This window comes from Nonomuraea fuscirosea (assembly GCF_035917475.1).
GTDB classification, from domain to species: Bacteria; Actinomycetota; Actinomycetes; order Streptosporangiales; family Streptosporangiaceae; genus Nonomuraea; species Nonomuraea fuscirosea.
The window spans coordinates 5,143,424-5,158,882 of sequence record NZ_CP109074.1 but is presented as its reverse complement, the minus strand read 5'-3'; the positions used below and the strand labels follow the sequence as shown (position 1 = coordinate 5,158,882).

Below are 15,459 nucleotides of genomic sequence, written 5' to 3'. Positions count from 1 at the left end.
CGATCGTCAGTCCCGATCGACGAGTGGTCGCCCGCGTGCGGCGAACGGTCACACCGTCCGGTCGGCGGCGGTTCTCGGCTCGTGCCTGACGTCGCCGGGCTCGCCGACCTTCCGGGTCCAGGCGGCGAACTCGACCAGCACACCGTCCGGGTCCTTGAAGTAGATGGACCGGACGAAGACGCCGTCGTGCATCTTCGGCGCCACGCCGAACTCGCTGTCGTCGTGGTTGAGCAGCACGCCGACGTCGATGCCCTTGGCGACGAGCCGGTCGCGATACTCCTCGATCCGCTCCGGCGGCACGTCGAAGGCGATGTGGTTCATCGAGCCCACGGCCGACAGCAGCTCGCCGCGGTCGGGCAGGTTCTTCGGCGCGGACACGCCCGGCACGCCGTCGGGCGCGTCGGGGAACCAGAAGAAGGCCAGCGCGTTGCCGCCCCCGCAGTCGAAGAAGAAGTGCTGCCCCCAGCCCATGGGCAGCTCGATGGTCTTGATCAGCGGCATGCCCAGCACGCCCGAGTAGAAGTCGACGGTCCGCTTCATGTCCGAGCAGACCAGCGCGACGTGGTTGACCCCGCGGAGCTCGAATTCGCCGTTCATGGTAACTCCCTGCTTATCACAGGGTTCCGCGGAAAAACATGACATGAGATGTCGGCTTTCAGCGGCACGATCGTGCGCATGATCGCTTTGGTGGCGGGCGCGACCCGCGGAACGGGACGAGGCATCGCGGTGGCCCTGGGGGCGGCCGGCGCGACGGTGTACTGCGCGGGCAGGAGCACGCGCGAGCAGCGCTCGGAGATGAACAGGCCGGAGACCATCGAGGAGACGGCCGAGCTGGTCACGGCGGCCGGCGGCGCCGGTGTCCCCGTACGGTGCGACTTCCTGGAGCGGGACCAGGCGCGGGAGCTGGCCGCGCGCGTCGAGCGGGAGCAGGGAAGGCTCGACGTGCTGGTCAACGACGTGTGGGGCGGCGACGGCCTCTGGGAGTGGGACACCCCGGTCTGGAAGCACGACCTGGACAACGGCCTGCGGCTGCTCAGGCTGGCCATCGAGACCCACATCATCAGCGCCAGGCACCTGCTGCCGCTGCTGATCAAGGAGCCGGGCGGCCTGGCCGTGGAGGTCACCGACGGCACCTGGTCGTTCAACGAGACCCGCTACCGCGAGAACGTCTACTACGACCTGGCCAAGATGTCGGTGAACCGGCTGGGCTTCGCCTGGTCGAACGAGCTGCGCCCCTACGGGGGCACGGGGCTGGCCGTGACGCCCGGCTTCCTGCGGTCCGAGGCCATGCTCGAAGGCTTCGGCGTCACCGAGGACAACTGGCGCGAGGCCGAGGTGGACAGCGCCTGGATGGTCTCCGAGACCCCCGCCTACGTCGGCAGGGGCGTGGCCGCCGTGGCCCAGGACCCGGACCGGCAGCGCTGGTCGGGCCGGTCGGTCAGCAGCGAGGAGCTGGCCGTCGCGTACGGGCTGACGGACGTGGACGGCAGCCGGCCGCGCGTCTGGAGCTACATCACCGAGGCACGGGAACGTCAGGCGAAGGAGCCGGGCGCGGACCGGAAGGACGACTGGAAGGCTTATCGGTAGAGCTCCGCCATGCGGGCGGCGGCCTCGGCGAGCATCGCCCTCAACCGCGGCGGATCGAGCACCTCCGCCTCCGCCCCGAACCGCAGCACCTGCGCGAACGCCACCGGCAGCGACTCCACCGCCAGCCGCATGGTCCCGTCGGGCTCCAGCGAGGCCAGCGCGTCCGCCAGCGCGGCGGGGTCGGCGACGTGGCGCAGCATCCGTACGCCGTGCTCGCTGAGCCGCAGCGTGACCACCTCGCGCAGCAGGGACCGGGTGAACTCGGCCGACTGCTCGGCCCAGAACGCGGCCAGGTCGAAGTCGGGATCGCGGTCGAACGTCTCGTCCAGCACGGTGATCTCGCCGAACCGGTGCACCCGGAAGATCAGCGTCCGCGCCTTGAGGCGGGCGGCCAGGTACCAGGCCCCGGCCTTGAGGACGAGGCCGTACGGTTCGAGCACGCGCGGGCGGTCGCGGTAGAGCGCCGAGACGCGCCGGTCGCTCCACACCGCCCTGGCCAGCGGCGCCAGGGCGGCAGGAGGCGGATCGCCGCCGGCGAACCAGCCGGGCGCGTCCAGGTGGAAGCGCTGGGCCGCGGTCGCGGGCGCGTCACGCAGCGCGGGGGAGAGCGCGGCGGCGGCCTTCAGCCGGGCCGTGGCCGCCACCTCCTGCAGCCCCATCTCGCGCAGCGCGGCCGGCACCCCCGACAGGAACAGCGCCTCCGCCTCGGCCCGGTCGAGCCCGGTCAGCCGGGTGCGGTAGCCGTCCAGCAGCCGGTAGCCGCCGCCCCGCCCCCGGTCGGCGTAGACCGGCACGCCCGCCTCCGACAGCGCCAGCACGTCGCGGTGCACGGTGCGCTCGGAGACCTCCAGCTCCCTGGCCAGCTCGGCCGCCGTCATCCCGCCCCGGCCCTGCAGCAGCAGGACCAGCGACATCAGCCTTGAGGCGCGCACAGCGGCAGCACCACGGCGGAGGGCCGGTCGGGGGAGTGGAACACCTCGACGTCGGCGGGCACCATCGCCCCGTCCGCGCCGAGCGGATCGCCGGTGCCGGGATTGCGGGCGATCGTCGGGTACGCTCCCGCCGCGACGTGCACCCTGATCCGGTGGCCGCGCCGGAACCGGTGCCCGATCGGCCACAGATCCACCTCAACCCGGCGCACGTCCTCACCATAGCCGGGCCCGAGCCGCCGCACGCCCTCGCACACGTTGTACGAGCGCCCGTCCGGATGGACGTCGCACACCCGCACCACCACGTCCACGTACGGCGTGCTGGAGCGCAGGAACAGCTCGGCGCGCACCGGGCCGATCATCTCGGTGTCCGCGTCCAGCCCGGCCGAGCTGTAGACCAGCACGTCGCGGCGCCGCTCCAGCCGCCGCTGGTCACGCGGCCTGGAGTCGCCCAGCAGAACCGGCCCGCCGATCACCGGCGTCGGGTGCGACGGGTGGTAGCGGAAACGGTCGGGCCCCGACCCGGCCGGCCCCTCGGGCCCGAGCCCGAACCCGGGCTGGAGGTGCCAGCGCTGCTCCCGCATCCCGGGCACCGGCCAGTCGGGGTAGTCGCGCCACTCCCCGGCGCCCGTCACGTAGAGGCGCACCGGATCGGCGCGCAGCCCCGACCGGTCGCCGAGCAGGTGCGCGCGGAACCAGGCCGACGCCTCCGCCATGGTGGGCCGGCCGTGCCGGCTGTCGATGTGGTACCAGGGGCCGATCGTCAGGTACGGCCGCCGGCCCGCCGCGCGCAGCGCCGCGTAGTCCTTCAGCTGCCACGGCAGGAACACGTCGTACCAGCCGCCGAGCATGGTGACGGCGGCGTCCACCTCGCCCACCTTCGGGGAGAAGTCGCGCTTGTCCCAGTAGGGGACGGCCGGGTCGGCGTGGTGCGCGAGCAGGTCCTGGAAGAACGGCAGCGTCCGCCCGGCTGAGACCAGGTCGAGCTCCGCCACGGGACGGTTCGACAGGACCGCCCTGCGGGTGAGCCGGGGCGCGGTCAGCGCGGCGGTCCCGCCGAAGCGGCGGGACATGCCGTCGGTGAGCGTGGTCCAGCTCAGCGCCGACTCCAGCGCGAACGCCCCGCCCACGTACGCCGCGTCCCTGAACTGGGAGGCGGTGATCTGCACGGCCATGGCCTTGAGCTCGGGCCCGGCGTAGGGGGCCACGGCCCACTGCGTGTAGCCCAGGTAGGACGGGCCGAACATGGCGAACGAGCCGCCGTACCAGGGCTGCTCGCGCAGCCAGGCCACGGTGGCCAGCCCGTCGTCGTGCTCGTCACCGAGGGGGTCGAGCAGGCCGCCCGAGCCGAAGCCGCCCCGGCAGCTCTGGATGACGACGTGGAAGCCCTGCCGGGCGAAGCCGCGCCCGTAGTAGAGGCCGAACAGGCCGCGCCGGCCGTACGGCGAGCGCATCAGGATGACGGGAGCCCGCCCGTCACCAGGGGGAACGTAGTGATCGGCCAGCAGCGTCACGCCGTCGGGCATCGGCACCGGAAGATCGCGCTGGATCCGCACGCGTCTCATGTACCAACCAGTAACATATGCCGGCCGTGCGCGGTATACCGGGTGCCCCCGTATGACGCGGGCCCGCCCCGCCACGTGGCGGAGCGGGCCCTGTCAAGTGACGAACCCTGCTACGGAGCGGTCCGGTCCGGACGCTCGGAGATGCGCAGCCCGTTCACGATCGTCGCGCCCTGCCGGGTCGCGAAGCGCACGTTGAGCTGGCCGTCGGTCACCCTGACCGTGTACTGCCTGCTCACCGCCGTGTACGTGCCCGCCTCCAGCGCCAGGTCCAGCGCCGGGATCGCCAGCTCTCCCTCGACCAGCACGTCGAAGACCCGCTTGCCCATCTTCGTGTTCTTGACGTCGGCGAAGTCCAGCTCGACGGTGTACGTCCCGTTGGGGACGTTGTCGAAGCGGTATTCCAGCATCGACTCCCTGGCCGTCCTGAACAGCGCCTGGTCGGGCGTGCCGGCGATGCTCCTGGACGTGCTCGCCGTGCGGTTCTCGTTGGTCACGTAGCCGTAGCCGCCCCGGGCGTACTTCCGGTCCGGCGTCCAGGTGTCACCGGCCGCGTCCACGAAGTTCCTCGTGGCGCCGACGTCGATGGCGACCTGGTGCTTCGGCACCACGACCGTGACCTTGACCTCGATCTCGGGCTGCCGTCCGCTGGTGGACTTGACGACCAGCTTGCCCTCGCGGAGCGTGCCCGGCGTCACGCCGGCGCTCGACACCGTCACCTTCAGGCTCACCTCCTTGCCCTTGGCCAGCTCACCGGCCGCCGGCGTCACCGTGAACCAGGACTCGCCGGTCACCGTGTACGGCGTCGGCGAGCCCAGGTTCGTCAGCTCCAGCGTGCGATTGCGGGTCGCCCCAGGCGGCATCACCACGGTCAGCTCCGCCACCGACGCGCTCACCCGCCCGGTGACCAGCGCCGTGTCGATCCGCGTGATGGCCGTCGGCGCGACCGTGACGGCCTGCGTGAACGTGCCGTAGTTCTCCTTCGACACCACGACCTCGTAGTCGCCGGCCAGCACCTGCCCGCTGAACGTGCCGTCCGCGCCGGACGTGAACTCGGCCACGTCGCCCACCTTCACCGTCGCCCCGGAGATCGGGTCGCCGTCGTTGGCGTCGGTGACCTTGCCCGCGACCAGGCCGTGCCGGCTCGCGGTGAACGTCAGGCCCTGCCCCGTCGACAGGACGGCCTCCTCGAAGGAGTACATCAGGCCGTCGGTGCCGGTCGCGTTCTCGATGCCGATCGTGCCCGAGCCGCCCTGGTCACGGCCGGTGTCGATGTCCTTGTAGCGGAACGCGACGGAGCCGTCCTCACCCAGCAGCGCCGAGAACGACACCCGCGTCGTGAGTGCGCCGAAGAAGGCGACGTTGCGCCACTCGACCACGAACGTGCGGCGCGGCGCCGTGCCCGTCACCGCCGTGTAGACGCCGCCCTGGTCGTCCAGCACGAAGTCGTCCCAGAACGGATAGATCCCGTTGTTCGGCGCGTTCGTCGCCGGGAGCTGGCTGTTGCTGGAGGCCGTGGCCCCGCCGGTCCCGAACGTGATGAAGCCGTTCGCGCTGATCGACGCGCTGTTCTGGCCCGTCCCGTAGAACGGCACCTGGAACGGCAGCGTCACCTGCTGGGAGACGTCGTCGCCGGTCAGCGCCAGCTTCTCCGTGCCCGCCACGTACGGCTGCGCGCCGCTCGCGCAGGTGTAGCCGAAGTTGTCGCCGCGCAGCGGCAGCTCGATGTCCTCGACCACGTCGCCGTCCACCGTGACGGACGCGTTCGCGCCGCTGGAGCAGCGCGAGGCGGGCGTGACGACCAGCTCGTACGAGCCCTGCGGCAGCGTCAGCCGGTAGTGCCCGGTCGCGTCGGTCGTCGCGCGCTCCGGCGTGCCCGAGGCCGCCACCGTCGCGCCGGCCTCGGGGGCGCCGGCCGTGGTCACCGTGCCGGACACGCTGCCGGCCGGCAGCACGGGCATGGTCACATCGGCGACCGCGGCCTGCTCGGCCGCGATCGTGACGTCCACCTCGGTCCGGCCGTAGCCGAACTTCTCCGCGGTCAGCCGGTAGTCGCCGGGCAGCAGGCGGGGGATGGTGTACGTGCCGTCCGCGCCCGTGCTCACCGTGCGGGTCAGCGGGCCGGTGACGACGATCGACGCGCCGGGCACGGCCTGGCCGTTCGCGGCGACCGTGCCGGACAGGCTGCCCAGACCCTCGTCCGGCGCGGCCTTCACCGCGGCGTAGGTGTCGAGCCTGCCCTCGCCCCAGACGTTGTTGTCGGCCGCGGTGCCGCCGCAGCTGGTGTCGGAGACGTCCAAGGCGGAGCCGTCCAGCAGCGCCCGGGTGGCCGGGATGTCGCCCGTCAGCCCTGGAGCCGCCGACCAGATCAGCGCCACCGTGGCCGCCACGTGCGGCGAGGCCATCGAGGTGCCGGTGAAGCTGGCGTAGGCGTCGCCGGGCGTCGAGGAGCGCACGTTGACGCCGGGGGCGGCGATGTTCGGCTTGATCTCGCCGTTCTCGCCCTCGCCCTTGCTGCTCCTGGCGTACAGGTTGTTGTCGATGTCGAAACCGCCGGCGCTGTACGAGGTCACGTACTGGCCGGGCGAGCCGCTGCTGCGGCAGGACGGGCCCTCGTTGCCGTTGGAGAAGGCCGGGAAGATGCCGGCCGCCAGCCAGGAGTCGACGACCTCCTTGTACCACGGGTCGAAGCCGTCGCCGCCCCAGGAGTTGTTGACGATGTCCGGCGCCAGGTCAGGACGCGGGTTCTGGCCGTTGAGGTCGGTGGGCCGCACGATCCACTGGCCGGCCGCCAGCAGCGAGGCGTCGGAGCAGGTGTTGACCTCACAGCCCTTCGCGGCGATCCACTTCGCGCCGGGGGCCACGCCGATGCCGTTCTTGCCGACCATCGTGCCCATGGTGTGCGTGCCGTGGCCGTTGTTGTCGCACGGCGCCGCGCTCGGGCAGACCTCGCCCGGGTCGAACCAGTTGTAGTCGTGGCTGTACGTGCCGTCCTGGTTCCTGCCCCGGTAGCTTTCCAGCAGCTCGGGGTGGTCGAACTGGGCGCCGGTGTCGATGTGGGCGATCACGATGCCCTCACCGCGGTCGCCCAGCTCGTCCCAGACGCGCGGGGCGTTCACCCGGTCGATGTTCCACTCGACCGCCTGCACGCCCTTGCCCGCCGTCGTGGCGCGTACCTGGGGCTCCGCCTTGCCGGTGATCGGCTTGGGCAGGGAGACCGTACGGGTCGGGGCGATCCGGTCGACCTCGGGCAGGCTCGCGATCTCGGCGGCCAGCTTCTCGCTCGCGGTCACCTTGACCGCGTTGACGATCCAGAAGGGGGTGTACTCGGCGTGGTGCGAGTCCAGCAGCTCGCGCAGGCCCGTCTGGGAGGCCTTCGCGCGGGCGCTCTTGGCATCGAAGACCAGCTCGGCCTTGGCCTCCTTGGTGACGGCCCGGCGGGCGCCGCTCAGGTCGGCGGCCCCCTTCATCCGGACCCAGAAGGTGGCCTTGTCGTTCCGCTCGAGCTCGGCCTGGACGGCCGGGTCGATCTTTCCCGGGTCAGGCGCGGCGTTCGCCGCGGCCTGCGGGGCTAAGAGACCAGCGGCGGTGACGATCCCGATCAGGACCGTCCGCCAACGGGGGGTGTGGGGCACTGTCTCTCCTTCATGACAAGGCGAGAGGTGATCTTCACGCCTCTGTCGAGAAGGGTGAAGAGATCGTGTTCGGAAAGCAAGAGGTGACGTGAAACGTTATTTTGCTGACTGAAATGTAATCTGGTCAGCTCGCGTTCCGTCAGACCGGACACGGCCCCGACCAGGGCTTATCCGCAGCTCCCCGCCGGCGCGGTCAGGACCGGAGGCCGAGCTGTTTCATGATCGTCATGAAGTACGCCCGGATCTGGCCCGGCTCCTGGTCGTCGGGCCTGGTGCCCACGTGGTACAGCACCGCCGCGCTCAGCAGCTCCCGCACCACGTCCACGTCCACCTCCGCGGGCAGGCGTCCCGCCGCCCGTGCCCCGGCCAGCGCCGCCCGCACCGCCGCCTCCCGCCGCCCGCCGCTGACCAGCCGGTAGGCCGCCATCAGCTCGGGGTGGTCGTCGCGGCTGCCGTAGAGGCGGCGCAGCAGCAGCCGGTTGCGCGGCTCCGCCAGGTAGGCCGCCCAGTCGCCGAACATGTGCTCGAGGTCGCGCCAGCCGGTGAATCCGGGGTCGTCGTCGTGGTTGGCCCACTCCAGCGTCCGTACCAGCAGCTCCGTCTTGCCGGCGAACCTGCGGTAGACCGTCGCCCGCGTCACCCCGGCCCGCCTGGCCACCTGCTCGATGCTGGTCTGCTGGGCGCCCTGCTCGATCAGCAGGTCGAGCGCGGCGGACAGGATGGCCACGTCGGCCTCGTGGCTGCGCGGCCGGCCGGCCGGGCGCGGGGCGCCCGCCGTACCGGGCTCGGTGCTCTTCATGCGTCGCGGGTCACCATCGTGTCGTGCGTCCGTGTCGTGCGTCGGGTTGGAAGATACGTCGGGGCCGGAAGGGCAGTCTAATGAGCGGCGGGCGGGTTCGCGGGTCGCGTTGCGCGATCATGGTCGGGCGGTTACCCTTGACAGCATGCGAAATCACGCTCAGCTCCAGTGGTGGCGCCGCTCCTAGGCGGCGCGTGTTTCGCATTCCTCAACGGACGGCCGCCCCGGTTTGGCGGCCTTTCTCGTGTCCGCCCCCGGGGCTCGATCATTGACGTGGTAAAGGGGCAGCAAGTGGATACGAGCGGATATACCACCGCCGGGGGCATCGGTGTCGAGCGCGAGACACGCCAGGTGGACGAGGCCGCCCTCGAAGAGATCGTGACAGCCCTCTCGGAGCGGCGCGGGGGTGCCTTCTCCTCGGGCATGGACTACCCGGGCCGCTACAGCCGATGGGCCTTCGGCTACGTCGACCCGTGCCTGGAGCTGGTGGCCAAGGGCCGGACGATCTCGGCCACCGCGCTCAACGAGCGCGGCCGGGTCGTGCTGCCCGCCGTCGCCTCCTGCCTGCTGGCCGCGGGCAAGCCGGTCACCGAGCCCACGGCCGACCGCGTCGAGGTGTACGTGGCCGAGTCCGAGGACCTCCTGCCGGAGGAGATGCGCAGCCGCCGGCCCACCGTCTTCACCGCCATCCGCGAGGTCATCGCCGCCTTCAAGGGCGACGACCCGCACCTCGGCCTCTACGGCGCCTTCGGCTACGACCTGGCCTTCCAGTTCGAGCCGATCAGGCAGGAGCTCGTCCGCCCCGACGACCAGCGCGACCTCGTGCTGCACCTGCCCGACCGCCTCGTCGTGATCGACCGGCAGCGCGAGACCAGCGTCGAGCACCGCTACGAGTTCACCGTCGACGGCACGAGCACCCGCGGCCTGGAGCGCACCGGCGAGACCGCGCCCCCGGTCACCCCCGGCGTGCCGGGCAAGGACCCGGAGAAGGGCGAATACGCCAAGGTCGTGGCCGCCGCCAAGGAGAAGTTCAAGCGCGGCGACCTGTTCGAGGTCGTGCCCGGCCAGGTCTTCCACTCCACCTGCGCCGACCCGTCCGGCTTCTACCGCGGCCTGCGCACCAGCAACCCCGCCCCGTACGAGTTCATCATCAGTCTCGGCGAGGGCGAGCACCTGGTCGGCGCCTCGCCCGAGATGTACGTCCGGGTGAGCGGCGACCGGGTCGAGACCTGCCCGATCTCCGGCACCATCGCCCGCGGCAGCAACCCCGTCGAGGACGCCGAGGCCATCCGCACGCTGCTGTCCAGCGTGAAGGAGGAGTCGGAGCTGACCATGTGCACCGACGTCGACCGCAACGACAAGTCGCGCATCTGCGTCCCCGGCACCGTCAAGGTCATCGGCCGCCGCCAGATCGAGCTCTACTCCCGCCTGATCCACACCGTCGACCACATCGAGGGCCGGCTGCGCCCCGAGTTCGACGCGCTCGACGCCTTCCTCACCCACATGTGGGCCGTCACGGTCACCGGCGCGCCCAAGACGTGGGCCATGCAGTTCATCGAGGACCACGAGGCCACCACCCGCCGCTGGTACGGCGGCGCCATCGGCTTCATCGGCTTCGACGGCTCCATGAACACCGGCCTCACCCTGCGCACCGCGCAGATCAAGCACGGCGTGGCGACCGTCAGGGCCGGAGCCACGCTGCTGTTCGACTCCGACCCCGAGGCGGAGGAGCGCGAGACCGAGCTCAAGGCCAGCGCCCTGCTCGGCGCCCTGGCCGCGGTCAACCAGCCCGGCGCGGCGCCGGTGGCCGAGCCCAGGGAGCAGCCGGGGCTGGGCATGAAGGTGCTGCTCGTCGACCACGAGGACTCCTTCGTCAACACCCTGGCCGACTACTTCCGTCAGGAGGGCGCGGACGTGGTGACGCTGCGCCACGGCTTCCCCGTCCAGATGATCGACGACATCGCGCCCGACCTGGTGGTGCTCTCGCCCGGCCCCGGCTGGCCGACCGACTTCGGCATGGCCGCCCTGCTCGACCAGGTCTACGCCCGCGACCTGCCCGTCTTCGGCGTCTGCCTCGGCCTGCAGGCCATGGTCGAGCAGGCCGGCGGCAGCCTGGAGCTGCTCGACTACCCCGAGCACGGCAAGCGCGGCCAGGTCACCAGGCTCGGCGGCAGCGCGCTGCTCGACGGGCTGCCCGAGGAGTTCACCGCGGCCCGCTACCACTCGCTGCACGCCAAGCGCCCCGGCGTGGTCGGCTTCACCCCGACCGCGCTCACGCCCGACGGCAACGTCATGGCGATCGAGGACACCGCGCGCCGGCGCTTCGCCGTGCAGTTCCACCCCGAGTCGATCCTCACCCAGGAGGGCTCCGCCGGTGCGAAGATCATCGCGAACGTGCTGCGTCTTGCCCGCAGGTAGGTAAAAGGCGCGCGGGAGCGTGCGGAGCTCCCCTAGAGTCTCCGCATGCTCCCCGTGGACCTGCCCGGCACAGTGCGTGACGCGCTGCTCGCCCCGCTCGTCGACCACCACTGCCACGGGGTGCGCCGCGACGACCTCAGCCGGGCCGGATTCGAGCTGCTCATCAGCGCGGGCGGCGTTCCGGCGCCGCCCGGCACCACCCACTTCGACACCCCGTCCGGCGCGGCCGTGCGCCGCTGGTGCGCGCCGCTGCTCGACCTGGAACCGCACGCCCCGCCCGCCGTCTACCTGGCCCGCCGGGCCGAGCTGGGCGCGGGCGAGGTCAACCGGCGGCTGCTCGCCGGAGCCGGGGTCGTGGCGTTCCTGGTGGACTCCGCGCGCGAGGACGCCGACCTGCTCAGCGCCGCTGAGACGGGCCGGCACGGCGGGGCCGCCGCCGACGAGCTCGTCCGGATCGAGGAGATCGAGCGCGACGTCGCCAGGACGGCACAGCTCGCCGTCGACTACCTCGACTCCCTGGGCGAGGAACTGGCCGGCCGCGCCGCCAGGGCGGTCGGCGTCAAGACCGTCATCGGCCCCCTGTGCGGCCTCGACCTCGACCCGGCCAGGCCCGCCAGGGGAGCGGTCATCGCCGCGGCCAACCGGCGCCTGGCCGATCCCAAGGAGCCGCTGACGGATCCCGTCCTGCTCAGCTACCTGCTCTGGAGCGGGATCGACGTGGCCAGGGAGCGCGGCCTGCCGGTCCAGTTCCACACCGGCTTCGGCGCCCCCGGCACCCTACGCGCCGACCACCCGGCCGATCCCTCGGCCGGCCACGGGCTCGGCCACGGGCTCGGGCTCGGCCACGGGCTCGGGCTCGGCCACGGGCTCGGGCTCGGGCACGAAGCCGGCGCCGGGCACGCGGCCGGGACCGGATATGGAGCTGGGACCGGATACGGAGCTGGACTCGGGCACGGGGCTGGGGTCGGGCACACGGCCGGGATCGGGCACGGGCTCGCGCGGGCGGCCGAGCCGGACCGGGCCGACCCCGCCGGGCTCGGCCGCTTCGCCGCCGCGCTGCAGCCCCTCGGGGTGCCGATGATCCTGCTGCACCCCTACCCGTACCACCGCCAGGCCGCCCACCTGGCCGGGGCCTTCCCGCACGTGTACGTGGACGCCGGCCTCGCCCTGCCGCACCTCGGCGCCGGCGCCCGGGTCATGGACGAGTTGCTGGAGCTGGCGCCGTTCCACAAGCAGCTGTTCAGCTCCGGCTGCCACGGCCTGGCCGAGAGCGCCTACCTCGGCGCCCTGACCTTCCGGCGCGCCCTCGCGGCGGCCCTCGCCGCCCGGCTCGACTCGGGGGAGTGGAGCACCGCCGACGCGGCCCGGGTCGCCCACATGATCGGCTCAGGCAACGCCCGGCGCATCTACCGCTTGTGAGCCCGCCCCCTTTCGGTCGCCCGCCCCGCCCAGGTCGCTGAGCCGCAGGGGCCGGGTGGGCGGCGCCCCGCCGGCACACGGACGGCCCGCGGGGCCACCCCCGCCGCCGTGAGGCTGCCCTCCACCGCGGGGTCGCCCTCCGCCGTCAGGCCGGTTTCCGCTGCGGGGCTGCCCTCCGCCGCGACGCCACCCCCCCCGCCGTGAGCCACCCTCCGCCGCCAGGCCGGCCTCCGCCATTGGGCCGCACAACGGGAAGTGATCAGTATCGCGTTAATCGAGAAATGCATATTTCCCAATAGATGACATCAAATCGTGATTTGTCTATTAGTCAATGACGCAGTCATGATCGAGGGCGCCAGTGTCCCTACAACACCACCTGGAGGTGTCGTGTCCTGGCGCCCCATCACTCTCATCGCCGCCTTATGCCTGACGCTTTCCGTACCGGGAGTAGCCGCCGCCGACGACCCGCCGCCCGAGGTCGAGCAGCGGGCGGGCACCCAAGCGCCCGCCGAGGTCAGCGGCCTGTCCGAGCCCGCGCGGGCCGCCGACCCCGTCGCCGCGGCCAAGGCGCACCTGACCGACCCCCGCTACCACCTCGACCCCGCCGACCTGCAGCCGGTCCGCACCGTCGTGGACGGCCAGGACGAGACGGTCAGGTTCGCCCAGCGCCACCGCGGCGTGCCGGTCTTCGGCGCCCACTACCTCGTCCACCTCCGCAAGGACGGCGCCCAGCGCGAGATCGTCGGCGCGGGCGGCCGCTTCCTCACCGAGCTGAGCGTGGACACCACCCCGACGGTGACCAAGGAGACCGCCGAGAAGATCGCCGGTGGCCTGCGGCAGCGCGGGTACACCGGCCGCGAGCGGCCGGCGGCCACGGCCCGCGAGCTCGTCGTGCTGCCGCGCGGCACCGGCGTGCTCGCCTGGCACGTCGTCCTGAACTCGCGCTCAGAGCGCGGGAGCACAGGGCCGGCGAGCCGGCCGCTGCTGCTCGACACGTACGTGGACGCCCACTCGGGCCGCCCCCTGTTCACCGTGGACCGGCTCAGGAGAGAGGGCCCCGTCCAGGGGACCGGGCGCACCGCGCACGGCCGCGACGTCACCCTGAACGCCTACGAACGCGCCGACGGCGCCGTCGAACTGCGTGACCGCGCCCGCCCGATGTGGAACGGCAGCACCGGCGAGATCCTCACCTACGACGCCGCCGGCGCCGACGTCCAGGGCTTCCTCGACCCGGGCATCCCGCCGGGCACCGAGCTCGCCGAGTCGCCGTCGCCCGTCTTCGGCCCCGAGCACACCGCCACCGGCGCCGTGGACGCCCACCACGGCGCGGGCCTGGTGTACGAGTTCTACCGCGGGCTGGGCCGCGACGGCCTCGACGGCCAGGGCGGCACCATGCTCTCCGTGGTCAACGTCACCGCCGGCGGGCAGCCGTTCACCAACGCCTTCTGGGACGGCACCAAGATGGTCTACGGCGGCGGCGGGACCGACTACCACTCCTTCGCCGCCAGCCTCGACGTGGTCGGCCACGAGATGACCCACGGCGTCATCACCCACAGCGCCGACCTGGTCTACCTGGGCCAGTCGGGCGCGATCAACGAGGGCCTGGCCGACTACTTCGGCAACGCCGTCCAGGTGGACGCGCTCGGCATCCCGATGAGCGACCCCGACGCGAGCCTGCTCGGAGAGGGGCTGTGCAAGAACCTGCCGCCCGCCGAGTGCGCGGGCCGCGACCTCGACGACGCCCGCGTGGCCGCCGAGGACTACCTCGGGCTCACCATCGCCCTCGACAACGGCGGGGTGCACGTCAACTCCACCATCTTCTCCGGCGCCCTCTGGGACGTCAGGGAGCAGCTCGGCGGGCGCAGGGCCGACAGGCTCGCCTACAAGGCGCTGACCGAGTACATGACGCCGCTGGACGACTTCGTGGACGGCCGGCGCGCCGTCGAGTCGGCCGCACGCGCGCTCGGCTGGCCGGCCCGTGACCGGCTCACCGTCGCGCGGGCCTTCGACCGGCACGGCATCAAGCCCGGCTGGGAGCGCCACCTGCGCACCGACAGCCGGCTGCTCATCGACGGCGTCACGGACTTCAACGCCGTGCCCGACGTGGCCGGCGACCGGTATGTGATCTCCGACTCCTCACCCGACGCCACCGCGCCCAGCCGGATCCTCACCGGGCGCCTGCGGGGCGGCAAGCCGGTGGTCCTGGCCGCCGACGACCGGTGGAACTACTACCCCAAGACCGACGGCGCCCAGGTCGTCTGGGCCTCCTTCGACGACGCCAGGACCAGCTTCAGGGTCAGCGCCCGCCCGATCGACGGGAGCGCGCCCGCTCGCGTCGTGCAGGACACGCCGGACGTGGTGACCGGGCTGGCGGTCGCCGGTGACGTCATCGCCTGGGAGGCCTTCGACCCGGCGAGCGGCGAGGTCGAGGTCTGGGCCAAGCGGGGTGCCGCCGCCCCCGTGCGGCTCAGCGCCGAGGCGGGCGTCTCCGGGTATTCGCCCTCGATCAGGGGCGGCAAGGTCGCCTACACGCGCGAGTGGGAGGAAGGTGGCTTCTTCCACAGCACGCCCGCCATCTACGACCTGGACACCGGTACGCAGGTCGTCGTCCCCGAGGTGCCCGGCACCGTGGGCCCGTCGTACACCGTGATGCCGATCCTGCTGGAGCGGTACGTCGTCTGGACCGCCGACACCAACTTCGACGGGCGCTTCGCCGTCATGCGGGCCGCCCACGACGGCACCGGCTCGCTCGCCGTCGTGCCCGACGGGCCGGCCGCGCCCGCCCTCAACTGGTTCGACGCCAACGACAGCACGATCTCCATGGGCTTGTGGCCCGACGGCGACACGCTGGGCAACGCCACCCTGCCCAAGGTGTTCCAGGTCCCGCTCACCGGCGGCACGCCGCGGCGCGTGTCCTGCAACGCCGGGGCGCAGGACTACTTCTCCGCGGGGACGGGCGCCAGGCTCGCCTGGCTCGACGGCACCGACGGGAACACCGACCTGGTGACCCGCGACCGGCCCGCCGCCCGCTGCTGAGCCGGGTCCGGCCAGGTCGGCGGCCCCGTCGGCGGCCGGCCGGGCCCAAGGCGGCGCCCGCCGTACCACGCGAG

At 72.5% G+C, this 15,459-nt stretch carries 9 protein-coding genes; 4 read left to right on the top strand and 5 right to left on the bottom strand.

The features are described 5' to 3' along the window. Nucleotides 1-48: 48 nt before the first annotated feature. Nucleotides 49-597, bottom strand: coding sequence for a VOC family protein (locus OIE67_RS23685; protein ID WP_326643847.1), 549 nt, complete (start codon nucleotides 595-597; stop codon nucleotides 49-51). 78 nt (nucleotides 598-675) lie between these two features. On the opposite strand from OIE67_RS23685, the gene OIE67_RS23680 reads away from it, so the two are divergent. Beyond that, nucleotides 676-1,587, top strand: a complete 912-nt coding sequence (locus OIE67_RS23680) for an SDR family oxidoreductase (protein WP_326643845.1) — start codon at nucleotides 676-678, stop codon at nucleotides 1,585-1,587. On the opposite strand, the gene OIE67_RS23675 is transcribed toward OIE67_RS23680, so the two are convergent. The 4 genes from OIE67_RS23675 to OIE67_RS23660 form a co-directional block, all read right to left on the bottom strand. Next, a complete protein-coding gene (locus tag OIE67_RS23675) occupies nucleotides 1,578-2,519 on the bottom strand; it encodes a helix-turn-helix transcriptional regulator (protein WP_326643843.1) in 942 nt (313 codons plus the stop codon). The genes OIE67_RS23680 and OIE67_RS23675 overlap by 10 nt on opposite strands. Continuing rightward, a complete protein-coding gene (locus OIE67_RS23670; RefSeq protein ID WP_326643841.1) occupies nucleotides 2,501-4,081 on the bottom strand; it encodes a CocE/NonD family hydrolase in 1,581 nt (526 codons plus the stop codon). Before OIE67_RS23670 ends, OIE67_RS23675 begins: the two co-directional genes overlap by 19 nt. 110 nt (nucleotides 4,082-4,191) lie before the next feature. Continuing rightward, nucleotides 4,192-7,713: a S8 family serine peptidase gene (locus OIE67_RS23665; protein ID WP_326643839.1), complete on the bottom strand. Its 3,522-nt coding sequence runs from the start codon at nucleotides 7,711-7,713 to the stop codon at nucleotides 4,192-4,194. Nucleotides 7,714-7,906: 193 nt separating this feature from the next. Continuing rightward, complete coding sequence (locus OIE67_RS23660) at nucleotides 7,907-8,512, bottom strand: TetR/AcrR family transcriptional regulator (RefSeq protein WP_326643837.1); 606 nt, start codon at nucleotides 8,510-8,512, stop codon at nucleotides 7,907-7,909. Between the two features lie 291 nt (nucleotides 8,513-8,803). On the opposite strand from OIE67_RS23660, the gene OIE67_RS23655 reads away from it, so the two are divergent. The 3 genes from OIE67_RS23655 to OIE67_RS23645 all read left to right on the top strand — a co-directional run bounded on the left by OIE67_RS23655 (nucleotide 8,804) and on the right by OIE67_RS23645 (nucleotide 15,385). Next, nucleotides 8,804-10,930 carry an anthranilate synthase component I gene (locus OIE67_RS23655; protein ID WP_326643835.1) on the top strand — a complete coding sequence of 709 codons (2,127 nt, stop codon included), beginning with the start codon at nucleotides 8,804-8,806 and terminating at the stop codon, nucleotides 10,928-10,930. 45 nt (nucleotides 10,931-10,975) lie between these two features. Next, nucleotides 10,976-12,349 carry an amidohydrolase gene (locus tag OIE67_RS23650; protein WP_326643833.1) on the top strand — a complete coding sequence of 458 codons (1,374 nt, stop codon included), beginning with the start codon at nucleotides 10,976-10,978 and terminating at the stop codon, nucleotides 12,347-12,349. Nucleotides 12,350-12,736: 387 nt separating this feature from the next. After that, nucleotides 12,737-15,385, top strand: a complete 2,649-nt coding sequence (locus OIE67_RS23645) for a M4 family metallopeptidase (protein ID WP_326643831.1) — start codon at nucleotides 12,737-12,739, stop codon at nucleotides 15,383-15,385. The last annotated feature ends 74 nt before the right edge of the window (nucleotides 15,386-15,459 follow it).

What these genes read in the sequence shown, in the direction of transcription:
- OIE67_RS23685 (WP_326643847.1), bottom strand. Translation starts at nt 597, where the DNA reads ATGAACGGCGAATTCGAGCTCCGCGGGGTCAACCACGTCGCGCTGGTC.
- OIE67_RS23680 (WP_326643845.1), top strand. Translation starts at nt 676, where the DNA reads ATGATCGCTTTGGTGGCGGGCGCGACCCGCGGAACGGGACGAGGCATC.
- OIE67_RS23670 (WP_326643841.1), bottom strand. Translation starts at nt 4,081, where the DNA reads ATGAGACGCGTGCGGATCCAGCGCGATCTTCCGGTGCCGATGCCCGAC.
- OIE67_RS23660 (WP_326643837.1), bottom strand. Translation starts at nt 8,512, where the DNA reads ATGAAGAGCACCGAGCCCGGTACGGCGGGCGCCCCGCGCCCGGCCGGC.
- OIE67_RS23650 (WP_326643833.1), top strand. Translation starts at nt 10,976, where the DNA reads ATGCTCCCCGTGGACCTGCCCGGCACAGTGCGTGACGCGCTGCTCGCC.